Annotated in this window: 21 protein-coding genes, 2 tRNA genes and 1 pseudogene; 19 read left to right on the forward strand and 5 right to left on the reverse strand. The window is 71.4% G+C overall.

The features are described 5' to 3' along the window. The first annotated feature begins 39 nt into the window (after window positions 1-39). Window positions 40-639, forward strand: a complete 600-nt coding sequence (locus AC1DQF_RS03730; protein ID WP_477523867.1) for a mycothiol-dependent nitroreductase Rv2466c family protein — start codon at window positions 40-42, stop codon at window positions 637-639. On the opposite strand, the gene AC1DQF_RS03735 is transcribed toward AC1DQF_RS03730, so the two are convergent. After that, entirely contained in the window at window positions 640-1,314 is a 675-nt protein-coding gene (locus AC1DQF_RS03735; protein ID WP_477523868.1) for a GOLPH3/VPS74 family protein, read from the reverse strand. A gap of 59 nt (window positions 1,315-1,373) precedes the next feature. Between AC1DQF_RS03735 and metG the strand changes: the two genes are divergently transcribed. Then, a complete protein-coding gene (metG, locus tag AC1DQF_RS03740; RefSeq protein ID WP_477523869.1) occupies window positions 1,374-3,176 on the forward strand; it encodes a methionine--tRNA ligase in 1,803 nt (600 codons plus the stop codon). Beyond that, entirely contained in the window at window positions 3,166-3,636 is a 471-nt protein-coding gene (locus AC1DQF_RS03745) for a GNAT family N-acetyltransferase (protein ID WP_477523870.1), read from the forward strand. Before metG ends, AC1DQF_RS03745 begins: the two co-directional genes overlap by 11 nt. A 25-nt stretch (window positions 3,637-3,661) precedes the next feature. Here AC1DQF_RS03745 and AC1DQF_RS03750 read toward each other — a convergent pair whose 3' ends face one another. Genes AC1DQF_RS03750 through AC1DQF_RS03760 form a run of 3 tightly spaced genes read right to left on the reverse strand, consistent with a single transcriptional unit; the run spans window position 3,662 to window position 5,902 of the window. After that, on the reverse strand, window positions 3,662-4,252 hold the full coding sequence (locus AC1DQF_RS03750) for a TetR/AcrR family transcriptional regulator (RefSeq protein WP_477523871.1): 591 nt from the start codon (window positions 4,250-4,252) through the stop codon (window positions 3,662-3,664). Between the two features lie 11 nt (window positions 4,253-4,263). After that, entirely contained in the window at window positions 4,264-5,274 is a 1,011-nt protein-coding gene (locus tag AC1DQF_RS03755; protein WP_477523872.1) for an aldo/keto reductase, read from the reverse strand. 40 nt (window positions 5,275-5,314) lie between these two features. Continuing rightward, window positions 5,315-5,902, reverse strand: coding sequence for a TetR/AcrR family transcriptional regulator (locus AC1DQF_RS03760; RefSeq protein WP_477523873.1), 588 nt, complete (start codon window positions 5,900-5,902; stop codon window positions 5,315-5,317). A gap of 94 nt (window positions 5,903-5,996) precedes the next feature. On the opposite strand from AC1DQF_RS03760, the gene AC1DQF_RS03765 reads away from it, so the two are divergent. The 14 genes from AC1DQF_RS03765 to AC1DQF_RS03830 all read left to right on the forward strand — a co-directional run bounded on the left by AC1DQF_RS03765 (window position 5,997) and on the right by AC1DQF_RS03830 (window position 18,098). Further along, window positions 5,997-6,662, forward strand: a complete 666-nt coding sequence (locus AC1DQF_RS03765) for an NADPH-dependent F420 reductase (RefSeq protein WP_477523874.1) — start codon at window positions 5,997-5,999, stop codon at window positions 6,660-6,662. Window positions 6,663-6,681: 19 nt separating this feature from the next. Continuing rightward, a complete protein-coding gene (locus AC1DQF_RS03770) occupies window positions 6,682-7,548 on the forward strand; it encodes an alpha/beta hydrolase (RefSeq protein ID WP_477523875.1) in 867 nt (288 codons plus the stop codon). Window positions 7,549-7,577: 29 nt separating this feature from the next. Beyond that, window positions 7,578-8,087 (forward strand): ribose-5-phosphate isomerase, encoded by a 510-nt coding sequence (locus AC1DQF_RS03775; RefSeq protein WP_477523876.1) that lies wholly within the window; start codon window positions 7,578-7,580, stop codon window positions 8,085-8,087. Beyond that, the gene (locus AC1DQF_RS03780) at window positions 8,080-8,973 is read left to right on the forward strand and encodes an Fpg/Nei family DNA glycosylase (protein WP_477523877.1); all 894 of its coding nucleotides are present in this window, start codon (window positions 8,080-8,082) and stop codon (window positions 8,971-8,973) included. Before AC1DQF_RS03775 ends, AC1DQF_RS03780 begins: the two co-directional genes overlap by 8 nt. Next, entirely contained in the window at window positions 8,970-10,052 is a 1,083-nt protein-coding gene (locus AC1DQF_RS03785; protein ID WP_477523878.1) for a PP2C family protein-serine/threonine phosphatase, read from the forward strand. Before AC1DQF_RS03780 ends, AC1DQF_RS03785 begins: the two co-directional genes overlap by 4 nt. Before the next feature lie 111 nt (window positions 10,053-10,163). Further along, a tRNA-Gly gene (locus AC1DQF_RS03790) sits at window positions 10,164-10,237 on the forward strand. 35 nt (window positions 10,238-10,272) lie between these two features. Further along, window positions 10,273-10,345 (forward strand) — tRNA-Pro (locus AC1DQF_RS03795). Window positions 10,346-10,541: 196 nt separating this feature from the next. Then, window positions 10,542-11,957 (forward strand): trigger factor, encoded by a 1,416-nt coding sequence (tig, locus tag AC1DQF_RS03800; protein ID WP_477523879.1) that lies wholly within the window; start codon window positions 10,542-10,544, stop codon window positions 11,955-11,957. A gap of 110 nt (window positions 11,958-12,067) precedes the next feature. Beyond that, on the forward strand, window positions 12,068-13,258 hold the full coding sequence (locus tag AC1DQF_RS03805) for an alpha/beta hydrolase (protein ID WP_477523880.1): 1,191 nt from the start codon (window positions 12,068-12,070) through the stop codon (window positions 13,256-13,258). A 166-nt stretch (window positions 13,259-13,424) separates the two neighbouring features. Then, a complete protein-coding gene (locus tag AC1DQF_RS03810; RefSeq protein ID WP_477523887.1) occupies window positions 13,425-14,012 on the forward strand; it encodes an ATP-dependent Clp protease proteolytic subunit in 588 nt (195 codons plus the stop codon). A 6-nt stretch (window positions 14,013-14,018) separates the two neighbouring features. After that, window positions 14,019-14,630, forward strand: coding sequence for an ATP-dependent Clp protease proteolytic subunit (locus AC1DQF_RS03815; RefSeq protein ID WP_477523881.1), 612 nt, complete (start codon window positions 14,019-14,021; stop codon window positions 14,628-14,630). A gap of 116 nt (window positions 14,631-14,746) precedes the next feature. After that, window positions 14,747-16,030: an ATP-dependent Clp protease ATP-binding subunit ClpX gene (gene clpX / locus AC1DQF_RS03820; RefSeq protein WP_477523882.1), complete on the forward strand. Its 1,284-nt coding sequence runs from the start codon at window positions 14,747-14,749 to the stop codon at window positions 16,028-16,030. Window positions 16,031-16,146: 116 nt separating this feature from the next. After that, on the forward strand, window positions 16,147-17,121 hold the full coding sequence (locus tag AC1DQF_RS03825; protein ID WP_477523883.1) for a hypothetical protein: 975 nt from the start codon (window positions 16,147-16,149) through the stop codon (window positions 17,119-17,121). Between the two features lie 137 nt (window positions 17,122-17,258). Further along, window positions 17,259-18,098 (forward strand): hypothetical protein, encoded by an 840-nt coding sequence (locus tag AC1DQF_RS03830; RefSeq protein WP_477523884.1) that lies wholly within the window; start codon window positions 17,259-17,261, stop codon window positions 18,096-18,098. 19 nt (window positions 18,099-18,117) lie between these two features. Here the strand turns inward: AC1DQF_RS03830 and valS are convergent, their stop codons facing one another. Further along, window positions 18,118-20,748, reverse strand: a complete 2,631-nt coding sequence (valS, locus tag AC1DQF_RS03835) for a valine--tRNA ligase (RefSeq protein ID WP_477523885.1) — start codon at window positions 20,746-20,748, stop codon at window positions 18,118-18,120. A gap of 48 nt (window positions 20,749-20,796) precedes the next feature. Here valS and AC1DQF_RS03840 point away from each other — a divergent pair, with 48 nt between their 5' ends. Both AC1DQF_RS03840 and AC1DQF_RS03845 read left to right on the forward strand, forming a co-directional pair. Beyond that, a complete protein-coding gene (locus tag AC1DQF_RS03840) occupies window positions 20,797-20,940 on the forward strand; it encodes a hypothetical protein (protein ID WP_477523886.1) in 144 nt (47 codons plus the stop codon). A gap of 37 nt (window positions 20,941-20,977) precedes the next feature. Then, a pseudogene (locus AC1DQF_RS03845) lies at window positions 20,978-21,209 on the forward strand (dihydrofolate synthase); the annotation flags it as partial.

A 21,209-nucleotide genomic window follows, 5' to 3' on the forward strand; every position in this document is an offset into this window, starting at 1 on the left:
GCGGGAATCGAGTGACCCGTCGTGTGGTTGATTGACGACATGACGAAGGCAGACTTCTGGTTCGACCCGCTGTGCCCGTTCGCCTGGATCACCTCACGGTGGATCCTGGAGGTCGAGCAGCAGCGCGACATCGACCTCACGTGGCACGTGATGTCCCTGGCGTACCTCAACAAGGACAAGGACATCCCCGACTCCTACCGCGAGATGCTCGCGCCGGCGTGGGGCCCGGTGCGGGTCTGCATCGCCGCCGAGGAGCGTCACGGCAACGCGCGACTCGTCGACCTCTACACCGCGATGGGCAACCGCATCCACCTCCAGAAGGCCGACCTGGACCGCGAGATGGTCGTGGCCTCGCTCGCCGAGGCCGGCATGGACGCCGACCTGGTCGACGCCATGGACGACACCTCCCTCGACCAGGCCGTCGCGGCCTCCCACCACGAGGGCATGGACGCCGTCGGCGACGACGTCGGCACGCCGACCATCCACATCGAGGGTGCGGCGTTCTTCGGGCCGGTGCTGAGCAAGATCCCCCGCGGCCAGGACGCCGTGGACCTGTGGGACGGCGCGGTCGCGGTCGCGAAGTTCCCGTACTTCTACGAGCTCAAGCGCAGCCGCACCGGAGACCTCGACTTCACCTGATCAGCTGCTCGACGCGGTGACGGTGGTGGCGACGATCGCCGCCGTCACCGCGGCCTGGGCCGCGACCACCGCGTCCTTGACGGCCGTCGCCGCCCAGGCGCCCTCGGAGACCTCCTTCGCACGCCGCTTGGCCTCGCGGGCCGGTACGTCGCCGAGGTCGACGACCTTGTGCGCGTGGTCGATGGCGGACAGCAGCGCGATGAGGGCCGAGGTCCGCGGGTCGGGGGTGAGGCCCTGGACCAGGGCGCCCTGCAGGAGCGCGCGCACCGACTCCTCGTGGCGGGCGTCGCGGGCGGGCCAGGTGGTGTGCGGGAACAGCCCGAGCAGCCTGCCGTCGTGCCGCTCCACGAGGCCGCGGGCGGCCAGGCGGTCGAGCAGTGCGTCCTTGGTGCCCTTGCCCAACCGGGTCACCAGGTCCTGCGCCGTGCGCGGCTTCTCCGCCACCCGGGCCCACGCCGCGTCGAGCACCGGCTCGCCGGGCGGCGTACCGATGGCGGCGACCTTCGCCGTGCTCCACCGGCTCGACTTCTCGCTCACCTCGACCCGTCCGTCCAGCGCCAGCTCGAGGAGCAGCGCGCCCCCGAGCAGCGGCTGGACCTTGTCGGAGGCGGCCAGGGTCCCCTTCTCGTCATCGAGCAGGAGCAGCAGCAGGTCTTCCGCGATCAGTGTCTGCATGGTCTCGACGCTAGCGACCGGGGGAAACGCGCTGGCGAGGGCTCACTAGGATTCGGGGCATGACCCATGTCCTCTCCGCAGTTGCCTGGCCGTACGCCAACGGCCCGCGCCACATCGGCCACGTGGCCGGTTTCGGTGTGCCCTCCGACGTCTTCAGTCGGTACATGCGGATGGCGGGTCACCAGGTCCTCATGGTCAGCGGCACCGACGAGCACGGCACCCCGATCCTGGTCACGGCCGACCAGGAGGGCGTGAGCGCCAAGGACCTCGCCGACCGCAACAACGCGATCATCGTCAAGGACCTCAGCGACCTGGGCCTGTCCTACGACCTGTTCACCCGCACGACGACCGGGAACCACTACGGCGTGGTGCAGGAGATGTTCCGCACCGTGCTGGCCAACGGCTACATGGTCGAGCAGACCACGCAGGCCGCCATCAGCCCCTCGACGGGCCGCACCCTGCCGGACCGCTACATCGAGGGCACCTGCCCGATCTGCGGGTACGGCGACGCGCGCGGCGACCAGTGCGACAACTGCGGCAACCAGCTCGACGCCACCGAGCTGATCAACCCGCGCTCGAAGATCAACGGCGAGACGCCGTCGTTCGTCGACACCCAGCACTTCCTGCTCGACCTGCCCGCGCTGGCCGACGCCCTGGGGGAGTGGCTCCAGGAGCGTGCCGCCAGCGGCACGTGGCGTCCCAACGTCATCAAGTTCAGCCAGAACATCCTCAAGGAGATCCGACCGCGGGCGATGACGCGCGACATCGACTGGGGCATCCCGGTGCCGGGCTGGGAGGGCCAGACCACCAAGCGCCTCTACGTCTGGTTCGACGCGGTCATCGGCTACCTCTCCGCCTCCATCGAGTGGGCGCGTCGCCTCGGAGAGCCCGACCGGTGGCGCGACTGGTGGAACGACCCCGACGCCCTGTCGTACTACTTCATGGGCAAGGACAACATCGTCTTCCACTCCCAGATCTGGCCCGCGGAGCTGCTCGCCTACAACGGCCAGGGATCGCGCGGTGGCGAGCCGGGGGAGTACGGCGTCCTCAACCTGCCGACCGAGGTCGTCTCCTCGGAGTACCTCACGATGGGTGACCAGCAGTTCTCCACCTCCCGTGGCCACGTGCTGTACGTCGGAGACTTCCTGGAGCGCTACGGCCCCGACCCGCTGCGCTACTTCATCTGCGCGGCCGGGCCCGAGACCTCCGACGCGGCGTTCACCTGGGCCGACTTCGTCACCCGCAACAACTCCGAGCTCGTCGCCGGCTGGGGCAACCTGGTCAACCGCACGGCCACCATGCTCGCAAAGAGCTTCGGTGAGATCCCGGCCCGCGGTGAGCTCGAACCCGTCGACGAGGCCGTCCTGACCGCCGTGCGCACCGGCTTCGAGACCATCGGCGACCTGCTGGGCCACCACCGCCTCCGGGCGGCCACCGCGGAGGCGATGCGCGTGGTGGGCGAGGTCAACAAGTACCTCACCGTGACCGAGCCCTACAAGATGAAGGACGAGTCGCAGCGCGAGCGGCTCGCCACCGTGCTGCACGTCGCCGCCCAGTGCGTCTCCGACTGCAACATCCTGCTCTCGCCCTTCCTGCCGCACGCCGCCAACAAGGTGCACCGCGTCCTCGGCGGCGAGGGCGACCTCATGCCGATGCCGCGGATCGAGCAGGTCGACGAGCTCGAGCCCGACAACGGTGCCGGGCTCACGTCGTACCCCGTCATCACCGGTGACTACAGCTCCACCCCGGCCTGGGAGTCCCGACCGGTGACGGTCGGCGCGAGGATCGACAAGCCGACGCCGGTCTTCACCAAGCTGGACCCGTCGGTGGTCGAGGAGGAGCTGGCCCGCCTTGGCGGCTGACGTCGAGCTGCGGGTCGACGCCGCCGACTCGGCGGAGTCGGTGCGGATGCTCGCGGCGTACGAGGCCGAGCTCGTCGGGCTCGGCGTCACCCTCAACCACGGCTGGTCCGGCGGCGTGACCCCGGACCAGCTCCGGGCCCCCCTCGGCGCCTGGCTTGTGGGCTGGCGCGGCGACGAGGCGGTCGCCTGCGGCGGCGTGCGCCTGCTGGCGCCCGGCGTGGCCGAGCTCAAGCGGATGTTCGTCGACCCGTCGGCGCGCGGGGGCGGGTTGGCCCGTCGTCTCGTCACTCGGTTGGAGTCCGAGGCGGTCGCGCTCGGGGCCACCGTGGTCCGCCTCGACACCGGGCGGGACATGGCGCCCGCCGTCGCGCTCTACCGCTCGTCGGGGTACCGCGAGGTCGAGGACTACAACGGCAACCCCGATGCCGGCTGGTGGTTCGAGAAGCGGCTCGGGGCCTGACCCGCGTCACGGGCACGGGCACGGATCAGCGTGGCCGGAGACCGTCCAGCAGGAGTCGGATGACGGCCTCCAGCTCCTCGGCGAGGCCGTGGCGTCCCCACTCCGCGGCGAAGGCGGGGTGGTGGAACCGTGCCGTGGCGTGCAGGACGGCCCACCCGTCGCGGTCCGCGTCGCCGGGGACGAGCTCCCCGCTCTCCATGCCGGACGCGATGATGTCGCGCAGCTGGCGGGCCAGGTGCTCGACGTGCGCGTCGACCACCTCCCGGGCGGCGATCGTCAGCTGGTGGAACGTGGCGAAGAGCTCCGGGTCGTCGGCCGCCATCGACTGCTTGGTCGACGACAGCGCCACCAGCCAGTCGTGAAGGCGTCGGGTGGCGCTGCCGGGACCCTCGACGATCGGTGCGAGCGGGGCCGAGACCCGGTCGAGCCACCGCTCGGTGACGGCATCGCGCAACGCCGCCTTGCTGGCGAAGTGGCGGTAGACGGTCCCGTGGCTCACCTCCAGGGCCCGCGCCACGTCGACGACGGATGTCTTGGCCGGCCCGTGGCGTCGCAGCACCTGCTCGGCCGTGTCGAGGATGGCCTCGGCGGTCAGCGGTCCTGGTGTCGTGGTCATGGAGCGCTCCGTCACCGCTCGCTGTCCAGGTGCGACATCTGGGCGGCGTCGTAGCGGTCGCCGGCCGCGGCCCCGGCGGGGACCGCCGCCGCGATGGCGGCCAGGTCGTCGTGGTCGAGCACCAGGTCGCGGGCCGCGAGGGACTCGGACAGCCGCTCGCGACTGCGGGCGCCCACCAGCGGCACGATGTCGTCGCCCTGGGCCGAGACCCAGGCGATCGCCACCTGTGCGACGGTCGCGTCCTTGGCCGCCGCGATCTCGCGCAGGGCCTCGACGAGCGCGAGGTTGCGCTCGAGGTTGTTCCCGGCGAAACGGGGGAGGTGACTACGGAAGTCGGCGGTGTCGCGATCAGCGGTCCAGTGACCGGAGATGAGGCCGCGCGAGAGCACGCCGTACGCCGTGATGCCGATGCCGAGCTCACGGGCGACGGGGAGGATGTCGTCCTCGATGCCCCTGGAGATGAGGGAGTACTCGATCTGGAGGTCGCTGATCGGGTGCACGGCCTGGGCCCGACGCAGTGTGTCCGCGCCCACCTCGGAGAGACCGATGTGGCGGACGTAGCCGGCCTGCACCAGCTCGGCGAGGGCGCCCACGGTCTCCTCGACGGGAACCCGGGGGTCGAGGCGGGCGGGGCGGTAGATGTCGACGTGGTCGGCGCCGAGGCGACGCAACGTGTAGGCGAGCGCGTTCTTGATCGCGACGGGCCGGGTGTCGACCCCGTTCCAGCTGCCGTCCGGCCCGCGCAGCACCCCGAACTTCACGCTGAGCACCGCGCTGTCGCGGTCGCGTCCTCGGAGCGCGTCGCGCACCAGGAGCTCGTTGTGGCCCATGCCGTAGAAGTCGCCGGTGTCGAGAAGGGTCACGCCCGCGTCCAGCGCCGCATGGATGGTCGCGATGCTCTCGGCCTCGTCGTTGGGGCCGTAGAGGTCGGACATGCCCATCAGGCCCAGTCCGAGGGAGGACACGCGAGGACCGGTGGTGCCGAGGGTGCGAGGGGACGTGGGCAGGTCGTGAGTGGTCATGCCCTCAGACTGCCCGAGGAATGACAGAAATCAAAATCTGTCAGTTCGTGGGAGCGGCCACCGCCCCGGCCACCAGGACCTCCGCCGCGGCGCGGGCCGCGGCCGGGGCGTCCGGTCGGGCGTCGAGGGCGCCGCTCGCCAGACCACCGTCCAGCAGCAGGGTGAGGGTCCGGGCCAGGCCCCCGGGGTCGGGGGCGCCCGCCTCGCCCGCCAAGGCGGTCATCCAGGTGCGCACGGCCTCCTTGTGGGCCAGGGTCCGGTCGTGGACGCGGCTGCCGGCGGGGTTCTCCGCGGCGGCGTTGATGAAGGCGCACCCGCGGTAGCCGTCGCGACGGCACGCGGTGCCCAGGGCGTCGAAGGCGCCGACGAGCTGTGCCGACGGGTCCGGTCCGGCGGCGGTGGCCGCGGCGTGCAGCTGACCGGTCCAGGCCTCGTCGACGCGGTCGAGGTAGGCCAGCACCAGGTCGTCCTTGGCCGGGAAGTGCTTGTAGAACGTCGCCTTGGCCACGCCGGCCTCGTCGATGATGCGATCGATCCCGACCCCGCGGATGCCGTGCGCGTAGAACAGCGCGAACGCGGTGGTGAGGATGCGCTCGCGGGCGGGGGAGGCCGTGGCGGTCGTCGTCATGACGGCCAGTCTACCTTGTGGGCAGACCGGTCTGTCTGTTAACGTCGTCGACAGGTAGACAGATCTGTCTGCAACCACGATCCCTGGAGGAACCATGAAGTACGCAGTGCTCGGCACCGGCGCGGTCGGTCGCACCGTCGCAGCCCGCCTCGCCGAGCTCGGCCACGAGGTCGTCATCGGCACAAGGGACCCGGAGGCCACGCTGGCCCGCACCGACGGTGACGCGCCGTACGCCGCCTGGGCCGCCGATCACTCCGGCGTCTCGCTGGCGACCTTCGCCGACGCCGCCGCCGGCGCGGAGGTCGTGGTCCACGCGGGCAGCGGCCTGGCCGCGCTCGACCTGCTGGGCTCGGCCGGCGCGGAACACCTGGCCGGCAAGGTGCTGGTGGACATCAGCAACCCGCTCGACTTCTCGGCCGGCTTCCCGCCCACCCTGTTCGTGAAGGACACCGACTCGCTGGGGGAGCAGATCCAGCGCGCGTTCCCGCAGGCCCGGGTCGTCAAGACGCTCAACACCCTCACCGCGGACCTGATGGTGCGCCCCGACCTGCTGCCCGAGACCAGCAGCGTCTTCGTCTCCGGCGACGACGCCGAGGCCAAGGCGATCGCCACCGCGATGCTCACCGAGTTCGGCCACACCGACGTGATCGACCTCGGCGACCTCTCCACCGCGCGCGGCACCGAGATGCTGCTCCCGGTGTGGCTGCGACTGATGGGCTCGCTCGGGACCGCGACCTTCAACTTCAAGATCGTGCGCTGACCGCGGCAGACTGCGGGGCATGTACCCCGAGGTGAAGGCGGCCGTGCAGGCCGGTGCCGGTCCCGACTTCCGCGCTCCCGGCTTCGACCTGGCCGCCCACCGCGAGGCGACGCGGCAGGCCAGCCTCCGGGAGCCGCGTGAGGACGTGGCCGCGGTGGACGACGTGGACGCGGACGGCGTGCCGTGCCGCCTCTACGTCCCCGACGGGGCGGCGGACGGCGTCGTCGTGCACCTGCACGGTGGCGGCTTCGTCTTCAACGACATCGACGTCCACGACGGCTTCAGCCGCCGGCTGGCCAACCGGTGCGGACGCCGCGTGCTGAGTGTCGAGTACCGACGCCCACCGGAGCACCCCTTCCCGGCCGCGCCCGACGACGTCGACACCGCGCTCGGCTGGCTGGGGCGCCAGGACCTGCCCGGCCGCTGGGCGGTCCACGGCGACTCGGCCGGCGCCAACCTCGCCCTGGTCGCCGCGCTGCGACACCCGGGCCTGTTCGCCGCGGTCGCGCTGGTCTACCCGTTCCTCGAGCCGCACGGTGGGCACCCGTCGTACGACGAGGGCGCGGCCAGCGGCTTCGACCCCGCGGACGCGCGCTGGTACTGGGAGCAGTACGCCGACGTCTCGGCCTGGGACGAGCCGGACGTGGCCCCGCTGCGCTCGGAGCGCCTCGCGACGCTGCCGCCGACGTTCGTGGCGACCGCCGAGCACGACCCCCTGCGCGACGAGGGGGAGGAGCTGGCCCGGCGGCTCGCCGAGGAAGGGGTGACCACGGTCGGCGTCCGCTGTCTGGGCCAGACGCACGGGTTCTACCGGCACGCGCAGTTCACGGCGTCCGAGCCGTTGGTGAGGCAGGTCTCAGGCTTCGTGGACCAGCACCTGGCCTGAGGGCTCGTCCGGGCTGAGAGACTGGTGCCATGCGCGTACACCTCGGTTCCGACCACGCCGGCCTCGAGCTCAAGGACCACCTCATGACGTGGCTCGTCGACCACGGCCACGAGGCCGTGGACCACGGCCCCTTCGTCTACGACGCCGTCGACGACTACCCCTGCTTCTGCCTGCGGGCCGCCGAGGGCGTCGCCGCCGACCGCGCCGAGGGCCTCGACAGCCTCGGCGTCGTGATCGGCGGGTCCGGCAACGGCGAGCAGATGGCCGCCAACAAGGTCGAGGGCATCCGCTGCGCGCTCGTCTGGTCCGAGGCGACCGCGGCGCTGGCCCGCGAGCACAACGACGCCAACGTCGTCTCCGTCGGCGGTCGCATGCATCCCGTCGAGGACATGGTGCGCTTCGTGGACGTCTTCCTGTCCACGCCGTTCAGCGGCGAGGAGCGCCACGTGCGTCGCATCGACCAGCTCGCGACGTACGAGACCAGCGGCGAGCTCCCGCCCCTGCCGGCCTCCGCCCTGGAGGGCTTCGCGGGTGCCTGAGGGGCACACCCTCCGCCGGCTCGCCACCGATCTCGCCACCGCCTTCGCGGGCCGCCGCGTCCACGTGGGCAGTCCGCAGGGGCGGTTCGCGGCCGACGCCGCGATCCTCGACGGGAGCATCCTGCGGGGCGCCGACGCCGCGGGCAAGCACCTCTTCGTGGAGCTCGAGCACGACCACCTCGTGCACGTGCACCTCGGGCTCATCGGGACCTTCGACGTGCACACGGACGTCGACCGGGTCCCGCCGCCGGTCGGCCAGGTGCGGCTGCGCCTCGTGGCCCTCCCGCCGGCCGGGACCCGCGGGACGACGGCGTACGCCGACCTGCGCGGCGCCACGCAGTGCGAGCTGATCGGTCCCGCACGGCGCGACGAGATCATCGCCCGGCTCGGTCCGGACCCGCTGCGCCCCGACGCCGACCCCGGGCGGGCGTGGCGACGGATCAAGGCCAGCCAGCGACCGATCGGCGACCTGCTGATGGACCAGGCCGTGCTGGCCGGGGTCGGCAACGTCTACCGGGCCGAGGTGCTCTTCCGGCACGGCATCCACCCCCAGCGTCCGGGAGCCACCCTCCGGATCGGGCAGTGGCGAGCCGTCTGGGACGACCTCGTCGTCCTCATGGCCCAGGGCGTGGTGGCCAACCGGATCGACACCGTGCGCCCCGAGCACACGCCGGAGGCGATGGGTCGCCCCGCGCGCGTCGACGACCACGGCGGCGAGGTCTACGTCTACCGGCGCACGGGCCAGCCGTGCCTGGTGTGCGGCTCCACGGTGCGCACCGAGGTCCTCGCCGGCCGCAATGTCTTCTGGTGTCCGCGATGTCAGCCCAGGTTCCGCTCCCGGGCCGTACAGTCGTCGCAACAGCCCGCGCGAGGACCGAGGACATGAGCACACCCCGATCCGGCGCTCAGCGCGTCGGCCGCCGCTTCGAGGCGAGGATCCTGCGCAGGCTGCCGCCGGACTCGCTCACCCTCGTCGTGCTGGTGGCCGTCACCGTGGGCCTCGCGATCTGCATCTGGAAGGTCCCCGACTGGTCGCCGATCAACACCCTGATCGTGCCGATGGTGGTCGGCAGCCTGGTCCTCGGACCGCGGCAGCTGCCGTGGTTCGTCGTGTTCGTGCTGCTGCTCCTGGCCGTGCTCGTGCCCCAGCAACCCGATATCACCAAGCGCATCGCGATGACGGTCCTGGTGGTCTTCGCCATCGGCTTCATCATCCTGCTCTCCAGCTTCCGGCGCTCCCGGCTGGGCGTGGGCGGGCTGCGGGGCGAGTCGATGCTCGTCGACCTGCGCGACCGCATCCTCAAGCAGGGCCGCATCCCGGCCCTGCCCGACACCTGGCACGTCGGCAGCGAGCTGCGCTCGGCGGGCGGTACGGCGTTCGCCGGCGACTTCGTGGTGGCGGCCCGCCACGACGACCGGCTCGACGTCGCGGTGGTCGACGTGTCCGGCAAGGGAGAGGGCGCCGGCACCCGTGCCCTGCTGCTGTCGGGTGCGCTCGGCGGCCTGCTGAGGGCCCTGCCGCCCGAGGAGTTCCTCGTGGCGGCCAACGACTTCCTCCTCGACCAGGAGTGGGACGAGGGGTTCGCCACGGCCGTCCACCTCTCGCTCGACCTGCAGACCGGACGCTTCGAGATCCGCTCGGCGGGCCACCCGCCGGCCGCGCTGCGCGCCGCCGGCTCCGGACGGTGGTCGGTGCTGGAGGCCGAGGGGCCGGTGCTCGGCCTGATCGACGGGACGACGTACGACAGCGTCGAGGGGGTCATGAAGCACGGCGACGCGATGCTGCTCTACACCGACGGCATGGTCGAGACGTCCGATCGCGACATCATGCTCGGCGTCGACCGGATGCTCGGGCAGGCGGAGCGCCTGCTGCGTGGGGACTTCGAGGACGGCGCCGCCCGGCTCATCGGGGCGCTCGGGTCGCGCAACGACGACCGGGCCCTGCTGCTGGTCCACCGGCGCTGACCCTCGCGGTCCGGGCCGGGCGGTACGCCGACGCGGTTGTGGCTGCGGTGAACCCGTGTGGCACCATGACACCGCCAGAAACGGCGGCCACGCGGCCACCGTCGGCGGCACGCGGATGTAGCTCAATGGTAGAGCCTCAGTCTTCCAAACTGATCACGCGGGTTCGATTCCCGTCATCCGCTCCAAGCAGGCCCTCTCCACGCGGAGGAGGCCCACTTGGCGGGGCGTAGCGTAGTGGCTAGCGCGCCTGCTTTGGGAGCAGGAGACCGCAGGTTCGAGTCCTGTCGCCCCGACTGTTCCCTCCGGCACACCCGCCCCTCACGTCCCGTCCGTGATCAGGGGCGATCGGGGGATTTCGGGGGCGTGTCGCGGGGCCAGTAGGCTGCCCTGAGGCCGGGAGACCGACGGGTGCACAGCGCCCGTTGCCCCGACGACCACACCGGTTCCCGTGCACCGCGCGGGACAACGAAGACATTGAGGAGACAACCTGTGAAGAGCGCCGTCGAGAACTTGACCCCGACCCGGGCCAAGCTGACTGTCGAGGTGCCCTTCGAGGAGCTCAAGCCGAGCCTCGACGCGGCGTACAAGAAGATCGCTCAGCAGATCAACGTGCCCGGCTTCCGCCGCGGCAAGGTGCCCCCGGCGGTCATCGACCGCCAGGTCGGCCGCGGGGCCGTCCTCGACGAGGCGATCAACGAGGTCGTCCCGGCGAAGTACATGGAGGCCCTGCAGGAGAACGAGCTCGAGCCCCTGGCGCAGCCGGAGATCGAGGTCACCAAGTTCGAGGACAACGACGCCCTGGAGTTCACCGCCGAGGTGGACGTCAAGCCGCAGTTCGAGCTCCCCTCCTACGAGGGCCTCGAGGCCGAGGTCGAGGACATCGAGATCAGCGACGCCGACGTCGAGGAGCAGGTCCAGGCGCTGCGTGAGCGCTTCGGCACCCTGACCGAGGTCGAGCGCGAGGCCGCCGACGGCGACTTCGTCACCATCGACCTGACCGCGGCCAAGGAGGGCGAGGCCGTCGAGGGCGGCGAGGTCTCCGGGATGTCCTACAAGGTCGGTCGCGGCGGCATGCTCGACGGGCTCGACGAGGCCCTGGTCGGCATGAAGGCCGACGAGGAGAAGACCTTCGCGTCCCAGCTCGTCGGTGGCGACCTGGTCGGCGAGGACGTCGACGTCACGGTCAAGGTCACCGGCGTGCAGGAGCAGCAGCTCCCCGAGGTCGACGACGAGTTCGCCCAGATGGCCTCCGAGTTCGACACCGCCGACGAGCTCACCGCCGACGTGCGCGAGCGCCTCGGTCGCGGCAAGCGCCTCGAGCAGGCTGCGGCCGCCCGCGACGCCGTCCTCGAGGCCCTCCTCGAGAAGGTCTCCATCCCGCTCCCGGAGACCATGGTCACCGACGAGCTCAACGCGCGCCGCGAGAACGTCGAGCAGCAGCTCGTCTACGCCGGTCTGACGATGGAGAAGTACCTCGAGGACGAGGGCCAGACGACCGAGGAGTTCGAGGCCGACCTCGACCGCCGGGTCCGGGACGCCATCGCCGCCCAGTTCATCCTCGACGCGATCGCGAAGAAGGAAGAGCTCGGCGTCGACCAGCAGGACCTCTCCTCGCACCTCGTGCGGCGTGCCCAGCAGTCCGGGCAGGACCCGCAGGAGTTCGCCAACCACATGTTCGAGCACAACCACATCCCCGAGCTGGTGCAGGAGATCCTGCGCGGCAAGGCGCTGGCCTCGATCGTCGAGACGGCGACCGTCAAGGACGCCTCGGGCAACGTGGTCGAGCTGAAGAACCTGCAGCCCGACGGCACCATCGGCGAGCCCGCCGCCGAGGCCGACGAGGCCCCGGAGGCGGACGACTCCGACGAGTCGACCGAGCCGGGCGAGGAGCCCGCGCAGGCCTGATCGCCCGCACCACCCAGCACCGCCACGACGGGGCGTCCGGAGCGATCCGGGCGCCCCGTCGCGCACGTCCGTGGGTGCACGGATGTCCACTCGGCGACTACGCTGACCAGATGTCCACACGCAGCCACGCCACCGCCGGACCCGGCGTGCTCGACGCCCTGTCCCTGGTGGCGGAGGTCGTCGACGACCTCGGCGTCGCCACGGTCCGCGACACCCACCTCGCGGTCGTGGACCGGGTCCACGGGCTCCTCGACCGGCCGCTGGGACCGGCGTCGGCGCTGCCCGGGCGGGTTCACCGGACGATCGCCTCGGGGGTGTACGCCGGTCTCGGCCACGGCCTGCGGGCCGCGGGCCGCGGTCTCGACGCGGCGGCCTCCGCGGGGCTGGACGCACGTGCCGGGGGCCGGTTGGACGACCACCCCCGTGGCCGCTTCGCGCGGGCGGCGGTCAACGGCCTGATCGGGGACCGGCTCGCCGAGCAGCGCCCGCGGTGGGCGATCCCGATGGCGGCGCGGGTGGAGGGGCGCGACGTCGAGCTGACGGCCGACGGCGTGCGCGCGGCGTACCCGGACGCGACGGGCCGGGTCGTGGTGTTCCTCCACGGCCTCTGTGAGGACGAGTCCAGCTGGCGGCGGGGTCGCGACGTGCTCGGGACGACGTACGCCGAAGCCCTGGCCGGGCAGGCCTGGACCCCCGTCATGCTGCGCGCCAACACCGGCCTGACGCTGCGGGCCAACGGGGCCGCGCTCACCGCCCTGCTCCAGCAGCTCACCCGGAGCTGGCCGGTCCCGGTCGAGCGGATCGCGCTCGTCGGCCACTCGATGGGCGGCCTGGTCGTGCGCGCGGCCGCCGACGTCGTGGACGACTGCGACGACCGATGGGTCGACCGCGTCACCGACGTGGTGACCCTCGGCACCCCGCACCTCGGGTCCCCGGTGGCCAGCGGCGTGGGCGCCGGCAGCCGGGCCCTGGGCCTCGTGCCCGAGTCGGCCGCCCTCGGACGGATCCTCGACTGGCGCTCGGTGGGCGTGCACGACCTCGTGCACGGCCTCGCCCACGACGTCCCCCCGCTGCCGCACGCGCGCTACCGGCTGGTGGCCGCGACACTCACCCGATCGGCCCGGCACCCGGTGGGCGCCGTGCTCGGCGACGCGCTGGTGAGGGTCCCGTCGGCGTACGGACGGGGGCGCTCGGTCGAGCTGTTCCCGGGTGCCGACGTGCTGCACGTCGGCGGAGCCGGTCACCTCGACCTGCTCAACCACCCGCGCGTGCACGACGCGTTGCTCGACTGGCTCTCCTGAGCCCACGGGCCGGCGCGTCGGGCGCGGTGCTGCCGAGCGGCCGAATCCGCTGTGGGCGAACAGGGGCGGTCATCGCGTGGAACTGTCCGTTCTTCCGGCTACTGTCGCTCACGTGAACCAGAACTCCAGCCCAGCTCTCTCGCCCGAGATGAACGGCGCCGGGTCGATGTACGGACTCGACGACCACATCTACCAGCGGCTGCTCCGCGAGCGGATCGTCTTCCTCGGTTCCGAGGTGCGCGACCAGAACGCGAACGCGATCTGCGCCCAGCTGCTGCTGCTCTCGGCCGAGGACCCCGAAGCCGACATCTTCCTGCACATCAACAGCCCCGGTGGCTCCGTGGACGCCGGCATGGCGATCTACGACACGATGAACTACATCCCCAACGACGTGGCGACGGTCGGCATGGGCCTCGCCGCCTCGATGGGACAGTTCCTCCTGTGCGCCGGCACCAAGGGCAAGCGCTACGCCCTGCCGCACGCGCGCATCATGATGCACCAGCCGTCCTCCGGCATGGGCGGCTCGGCCTCGGACATCAAGATCCAGGCCCAGCAGTCGCTGCACATCAAGAAGGTGCTGCTCGACCTGATCTCCCAGCACACCGGCCAGACGGTCGAGCAGGTCATCGCCGACGCCGACCGCGACCGGTGGTTCACCGCCGACCAGGCCGTGGAGTACGGCCTCGTCGACAAGGTCGTGACCAACGCCCGCGAGGCCGCAGACGAGGGCCGCCCCGCGCGGCAGAAGGACTGATAAACCGTGAACTACTACATCCCGCAGTGGGAAGAGCGCACGTCCTACGGGTTCCGGCGCATCGACCCCTACGCCAAGCTGTTCGAGGAGCGCATCATCTACCTCGGCACGCCGATCAGCGACGACGTGGCCAACGCGGTCATCGCCCAGCTGATGTGCCTGGAGACGATGAACCCCGACCAGGACATCAGCATCTACATCAACAGCCCCGGTGGCTCGTTCACCGCCCTCACGGCGATCTACGACACGATGAAGTTCATCAAGCCCGACGTGCAGACGGTGTGCCTGGGCCAGGCCGCCTCGGCCGCCGCGATCCTGCTGGCCGCAGGCACCAAGGGCAAGCGCCTGGCACTGCCCAACAGCCGCATCCTGATCCACCAGCCCTACACCGAGGGCACGTTCGGCCAGACCTCCGACATCGAGATCCAGGCCAACGAGATCCTCCGGATGCGCGAGCTGCTCGAGAAGATGATCGCCGAGCACACCGGCAAGAGCATGGAGCAGGTGAGCTCCGACATCGAGCGTGACAAGATCCTCACCGCGGAGGGCGCCGTCGAGTACGGCCTCATCGACCAGGTGATCGAGTCCCGCAAGGGCGCTCCCGCGCTCACCAGCTGACCACAGCAGTCGAGGCGATGCTTCGTGTCCGGCCCCCGAGCGGGGCCGGCACGGGGTACCGTCGAGGAGTTTGAAAGAGCCGGGGCCCGACCCGGCAGGACCGGAGGACACAACCCGTGGCTCGTATCGGTGACGGTGGCGACCTGTTGAAGTGCAACTTCTGCGGCAAGAGCCAGAAGCAGGTCAAGAAGCTCATCGCAGGACCCAACGTCTACATCTGTGACGAGTGCATCGAGCTGTGCAACGAGATCATCGAGGAGGAGCTCGCCGAGGGCAGCGAGGTCAGCCTCGACGAGCTGCCCAAGCCGCGCGAGATCTTCGAGTTCCTCAACTCCTACGTGATCGGCCAGGAGCACGCCAAGAAGTCCTTGGCCGTCGCGGTCTACAACCACTACAAGCGGGTGCAGGCCGGGCTCCAGCCCATCGGTGGCAAGCACACCAAGGACGAGGCCGTCGAGGTCTCCAAGTCCAACATCCTGGTCATCGGCCCGACCGGCTGCGGCAAGACCTACCTGGCCCAGACACTGGCCCGGATGCTCAACGTCCCCTTCGCGATCGCGGACGCGACGGCGCTGACCGAGGCCGGTTACGTCGGCGAGGACGTCGAGAACATCCTCCTCAAGCTCATCCAGGCCGCCGACTACGACGTCAAGAAGGCCGAGACGGGGATCATCTACATCGACGAGATCGACAAGGTGGCCCGCAAGGCGGAGAACCCCTCGATCACGCGCGACGTCTCGGGCGAGGGCGTGCAGCAGGCGCTGCTCAAGATGCTCGAGGGCACCACGGCCTCGGTGCCGCCGCAGGGGGGACGCAAGCACCCCCACCAGGAGTTCATCCAGATCGACACCACCAACATCTTGTTCATCGTCGGCGGCGCCTTCGCCGGCCTCGAGCAGATCGTGGAGCAGCGGGTCGGCAAGAAGTCGCTCGGCTTCACCGCCGAGATCCGCGGCCAGGCCGAGCGCGACGCCCAGGACCTGATGTCGCTGGTGCGTCCCGAGGACCTCACCAAGTTCGGCCTGATCCCCGAGTTCATCGGGCGTCTCCCGCTGATCGCCAGCGTCAGCAAGCTGGACACCGAGGCCCTGGTCCAGATCCTCACCGAGCCGCGCAACGCCCTGGTCAAGCAGTACCAGAAGCTCTTCGAGCTCGACGGCGTCGAGCTCGAGTTCACCGAGGACGCCATCGCCTCCATCGCCGAGAAGGCGCTGGAGCGGGGCACGGGTGCCCGCGGACTGCGCGCCATCATCGAGGAGGTCCTCCTCCACGTGATGTACGACGTGCCGTCGCGTGCGGACGTGGCGCGGGTCATCGTCAACCGCGGGGTGGTCGAGGACGACGTCGCTCCCGAGCTCGTCCCGCGAGAGCCCGAGGCGAAGAAGAAGAAGTCCGCCTGAGCCCGTCCTGCGTTCGGGTGACGACCGCCTACACCTGATGGGCGAGATCCCCGTCGAGGTCCGCGGGACTTGTCGCCGCGGGGCACACTGGACACCTCCGAGCTGAAGAGGCGCAGGTGCAACGAGATCACGCGACGCCGCTGCTGGGATTCGTCCTGGTGGCGAGCCTGTGCGGCGCCTTCCTCGGGCAGTCGGCCCTCAGCGACGGGAGTGACGACCCCGCCACCTCGTCCCGATCCACGGTGGGTGCCGTCGGCGCACCGGCAGACCCGTCGGCGACCGCCGGACAGGGTGTCGCGGGCGATCCCGCCCCACCCGGGGACGCCGCGACCCCGTCGACCGGCCCTCTCGGGGACACCGGCGGCCAAGCCGGCGATCAGTCGGACGGGGGCCAGGGCGGCGTACCGGAGCCGGAGCCGACGGACGGCTCGTCCACTCCCGCGTCCACGGACCCGGACGAGCCGCTCGCCACCGCCACGGCCACGGGACCGGAGTCCACCGGCACGGCGACGGAGACCACGCCCAGCCCGACCGCAACCGCGGACAGCGGCGCCGAGACCGTGGAGCAGGCGGCCTACCTGGCCGACCGCGCCGTGGCGGTCGCGGCCAGGGAGGCACGTGAGGCGGAGGTCGCCCAAGGAGTGGCCGAGCAGGCGCGGCAGGCGGCGGACCAGGCGACGGCGCGGGCGACCACGCCGGCCGGTGCGCTCGCCGCGGCCGCAGCGAGGGCCGAGGCCGTGCGCGCCCAGAAGGTCGCCGACCGCCAGACGGTCGAGGCGACCGTCGCCCAACGGGCGGCCGACGAGGCCGTCGAGCATGCCGAGGAGGTGGCGCGCGCCAGTGGGAGCACGTCGCCGGCCGGCCCCACGACGGAGCCGACGATGGACCCGACCACCGACCCCACGCCGGAGCCGACGACCTCGCCGTCGACGCAGCCGTCCACCGAGCCCTCCACGCAGCCCTCGGGCTCCTCCTCGCCCTCGCCCTCGACGCAGCCCTCCCCGGAGCCCTCGACGGAGTCCACGACCGCGGCTCCGGTGGCGCCCTCGGACGGGTCGCCCGCACCTGCGGGAACGACCCAGGGCGGCTGACGGAGCTCCTCCGGTCGTCAACCCATCCGTTCGGGTAGTGGACTACTAGTCACTTCGGGCCATTTGGGTCCCGGGTGGTCTGAACCACCCGGAAGCCGGGACAGAATGGTCGTCGAGGTGCCAAGGGGGTTCCACAGGTGAGTGCAGAGCACAAGCGTCCGCTGTTCGCGTTCGTGATGGTGACGATCCTGTGCGCCGTCATGCTGGGTCACGCGATCCGCAGCGACGCCCTGGTCGGCCTCCTCGGGTCACTGGCGCACCGGCCGGTCGCGTCGGCCCCGGTGCGCGCCGTCCTCGATCCCCGGGCGGATCCGGCCACCGTGCGTGTCCCCTCGGGCCACGGGCCCGCGACACTGACCTCGACCCCCGAGAGCACCCTGGCCGCCGGGTCCACGGACACGGGCACCACGCGGCCCTCCCGACCCACGACCGGCTCCACCGCCGTCGCGATCGGCACAGCCACCGGCAAGGCCAAGCCCGTCGTGCCGCTCGCCACGACGCAGGACCCGACGGTCGCGGTCACCCCGACCCCCGTCACCGCGACGACCGTCACCGACCCGGTCGAGACGCTCACCACCGCTCCGGGCGCAGACGATGCCGCGCAGAAGGCGGCCGACAAGGCGGCCCGGGACGCGCAGAAGGCGGCCGACAAGGCGGCCCGGGACGCGCAGAAGGCGGCCGACAAGGCGGCCCGGGACGCCCAGAAGGCGGCCGACAAGGCAGCCCGGGATGCACAGCAGGCGGCCGACGACGCCGTCCTCGAGGCGCGGCAGGCGGTCAAGGACGGCGAGAAGGCCGCCCGCGAGGCCGAGAAGGCGGCGGCCAAGGCTGCCAAGGACGCCGAGAAGGCCGCCAAGGGCCACGGCAATGGTCACGGACATCAGGACCCCGCAGTGACGACGCCGGTGCCCGACGGCACCGTCACGCCCGAGGCGCCGGTCGAAGCCGGCCCGGGCTCCTCCACGAAGAAGCGCTGACCGGGCCGGCCCCTCGGGGCTACTCGGTGTCGGCCACCACGGCGGCCACCGAGATCTGCTGGGCCGACTCGTCGGGGGTGAAGACCAGGTCGCCGGTGATCTTGCCTGCTCGACGCAGGTCCGCCTCCGCCGCCTGGGCCGCGGACACCAGGGCGGGCGGGCCGCTGATCTCGACGCGCGAGAGCTCGGCCTTCATCGAGACCTTGGCCTGCGACTTGGCGCCGCGGATGCCGATGAGCGCCGCGGCCACCGCGTCGACCATCGTCGGGTCGGCGGCGGCCGCCGAGCCGAGGTCGGTGGCCACCGGCCACGAGGCGAGGTGGATCGAGCCCTCCTGCCACCACGACCAGACCTCCTCGGTCGCGTAGGGCAGGAACGGCGCGAGGAGGCGCAGCTGGACGTGCAGGGCGACCGCGAGGGCCGCCTTGGCCGAGGCCGTGGCCGCGCCGCCGTCCTCGTCGTACGCCCGCTCCTTGACCAGCTCGAGGTAGTCGTCGCAGAACTCCCAGAAGAACTTCTCGGTGACCTCGAGCGCGGTCGTGTAGTCGTAGGCGTCGAACGCCTCGGTGGCCTTGCGGACCACGACCTCGAGGCGGCCGAGCAGGGCGCAGTCGATCGGCTCGCTCACGGCGAAGTGGTCCAGCGACGTGGCGCCGACGTTGCCCAGGACGAACTTGGAGGCGTTGAGCACCTTCATCGCGAGGCGGCGGCCGACCTTCATCTGCGACTCGTCGAACGGCGAGTCCAGACCCGGGCGGCCCAGGGCGGCCCGCCAGCGGACGGCGTCCGCGCCGTACTTCTCCAGGATCTCCGTCGGGACGACCACGTTGCCCTTGGACTTCGACATCTTCTTGCGGTCGGGATCGACGATGAAGCCCGAGACCATCGCCGTGCGCCACGGTGCCGAGCCCTGCTCGAAGTGGCCGCGCACCACCCGGCTGAAGAGCCAGGTGCGGATGATGTCGTGGGCGTGGGTGCACAGGTCGTAGGGGTAGACGCGGTCGAAGAGGTCCTCGTCGGTCGTCCATCCGCCCGCGATCTGCGGGGTCAGCGACGAGGTCGCCCAGGTGTCCATGACGTCCGGGTCGCCGATGAAGCCGCCCGGCCTGCCGCGCTGCTCCTCGCCGTACCCCCGAGGGGCCTGCGTCGACGGGTCGACCGGCAGCTCGGCCTCGGAGGGCATGAGGGGGTGGTCGTAGTCGGGGTCGCCGGCGTCGTCGAGCGGGTACCACACCGGGAAGGGGACGCCGAAGAAGCGCTGACGGCTGATGAGCCAGTCGCCGTTGAGGCCGCCCACCCAGTTGTCGTAGCGGTGCTTCATGTGTGCGGGAATCCACTGGATCTCGTCGGCGCGGGCCAGCATCTCCGAACGGGTGTCCGCGTCGCGACCACCGTTGCGGATGTACCACTGCCGGGTGGCCACGATCTCGAGCGGCTTGTCGCCCTTCTCGTAGAAGTTGGCCATCCGCTGGGTGGGCGACGGCTCCCCGTCGAGGTCACCGCTCTCGCGCAGCGCGGCCACCATCTGCTCGCGCGCGCTGAAGGTCGTCTTGCCCTTGAGCTCCTCGTACGCCGCCGCGGCGGTGTCACCGGAGAGCCACTCGGGCGTCTCGCGCAGCAGCCGACCATCGCGGCCGATGACGGTGCGGACCGGGAGGTTGAGCTCGCGCCACCACATGACGTCGGTGAGGTCGCCGAAGGTGCAGCACATGGCGATGCCGGCGCCCTTGTCGGGCTCGGCCGCCGGGTGCGCGAGCACCGGGACCTCGACGCCGAAGACCGGCGAGGACACGAAGGACCCCACCAGGTCGGCGTACCGCTCGTCGTCGGGGTGGGCGATGAGGGCCACGACGCTGGGGATCAGCTCGGGGCGGGTGGTCTCGATGTGGACGGGCTTGCTGGCGCCCCCGTCGGTCGGCACCGTGTGGAACGCGATCCGGTGGTAGGCACCCGGGTAGTCGCGCGCCTCGAGCTCGGCCTGGGCCACCGCCGTCTGGAACGTGACGTCCCACAGGGTCGGGGCCTCCTGGAGGTAGGCCTCACCGCGCGCGAAGTTGCGCAGGAACGCGGTCTGGCTCACGGCCTGGGACTTGGCCCCGATCGTCGTGTAGTTCTCCGACCAGTCGACGGACAGTCCCAAGGTGCGCCACAGCGACTCGAAGACCTTCTCGTCCTCCTCGACGAGCCGCTCGCACAGCTCGACGAAGTTGGGACGGCTGATCGGGACCTGCTTCTTGGCGTCCGGCTTCGCCGGGGGCGTGAAGTCGGCGTCGTACGGCAGCGACGGGTCGCAGCGCACGCCGTAGTAGTTCTGCACCCGGCGCTCGGTGGGCAGGCCGTTGTCGTCCCAGCCCATCGGGTAGAAGACGGTCTTGCCCTGCATGCGCTGGTAGCGCGCGATGAGGTCGGTGTGGGTGTAGGAGAAGACGTGTCCCACGTGCAGGCTGCCGCTCACCGTGGGCGGCGGGGTGTCGATGGAGTAGACGTCCTCGCGGCTGCGGGTGCGGTCGAAGCGGTAGGTCTGGTCGGTCTTCCACCGCTCGGCCCACCGGGACTCGAGGCCCTCGAGCACGGCCTTGTCCGGTACGACGACGGCACGCCGCTCGGCGCTCGTCGGTTCCGGGGCCTGGTTCTCGGGGTTCTCAGTCATGTGGGCATGCTACGGAAGGGCCTCCGGCCTGCGAAAACCAGTTACGTCGTGGCCGCGTGGCTGGCTAGCGTCACGCCATGGACCTGGAGCTCCTCTCCGACCCCGCACCGGGCCAACCCCACCTCCAACAAGATCTACGCGGCGCTCGGCTACCGCCCGGTCGTCGACATGGCCAACGTCGTCCTGCGCTGACGTCGGGGGATGCCCGGCCCCCTAGACTCGTGGCGAGATGAGTGAGCACACCCCTGACGCCCGCCCGGCCGAGACCTACGCCGAGGTCGAGGACGCCCTGCTGTCCCGCTGGCCGGAGACCCGGCTGGAGCCCAGCCTGGACCGGATCCAGGCCTTCACCGAGCTCCTCGGTGAGCCGCAGCGCTCCTTCCGGACCATCCACCTGACCGRCACCAACGGCAAGACCTCCACGAGCAGGATGATCGAGACCCTGGTGYGCGCGCTCGACC

This window comes from Nocardioides sp. P4_G4 (genome assembly GCF_056401085.1).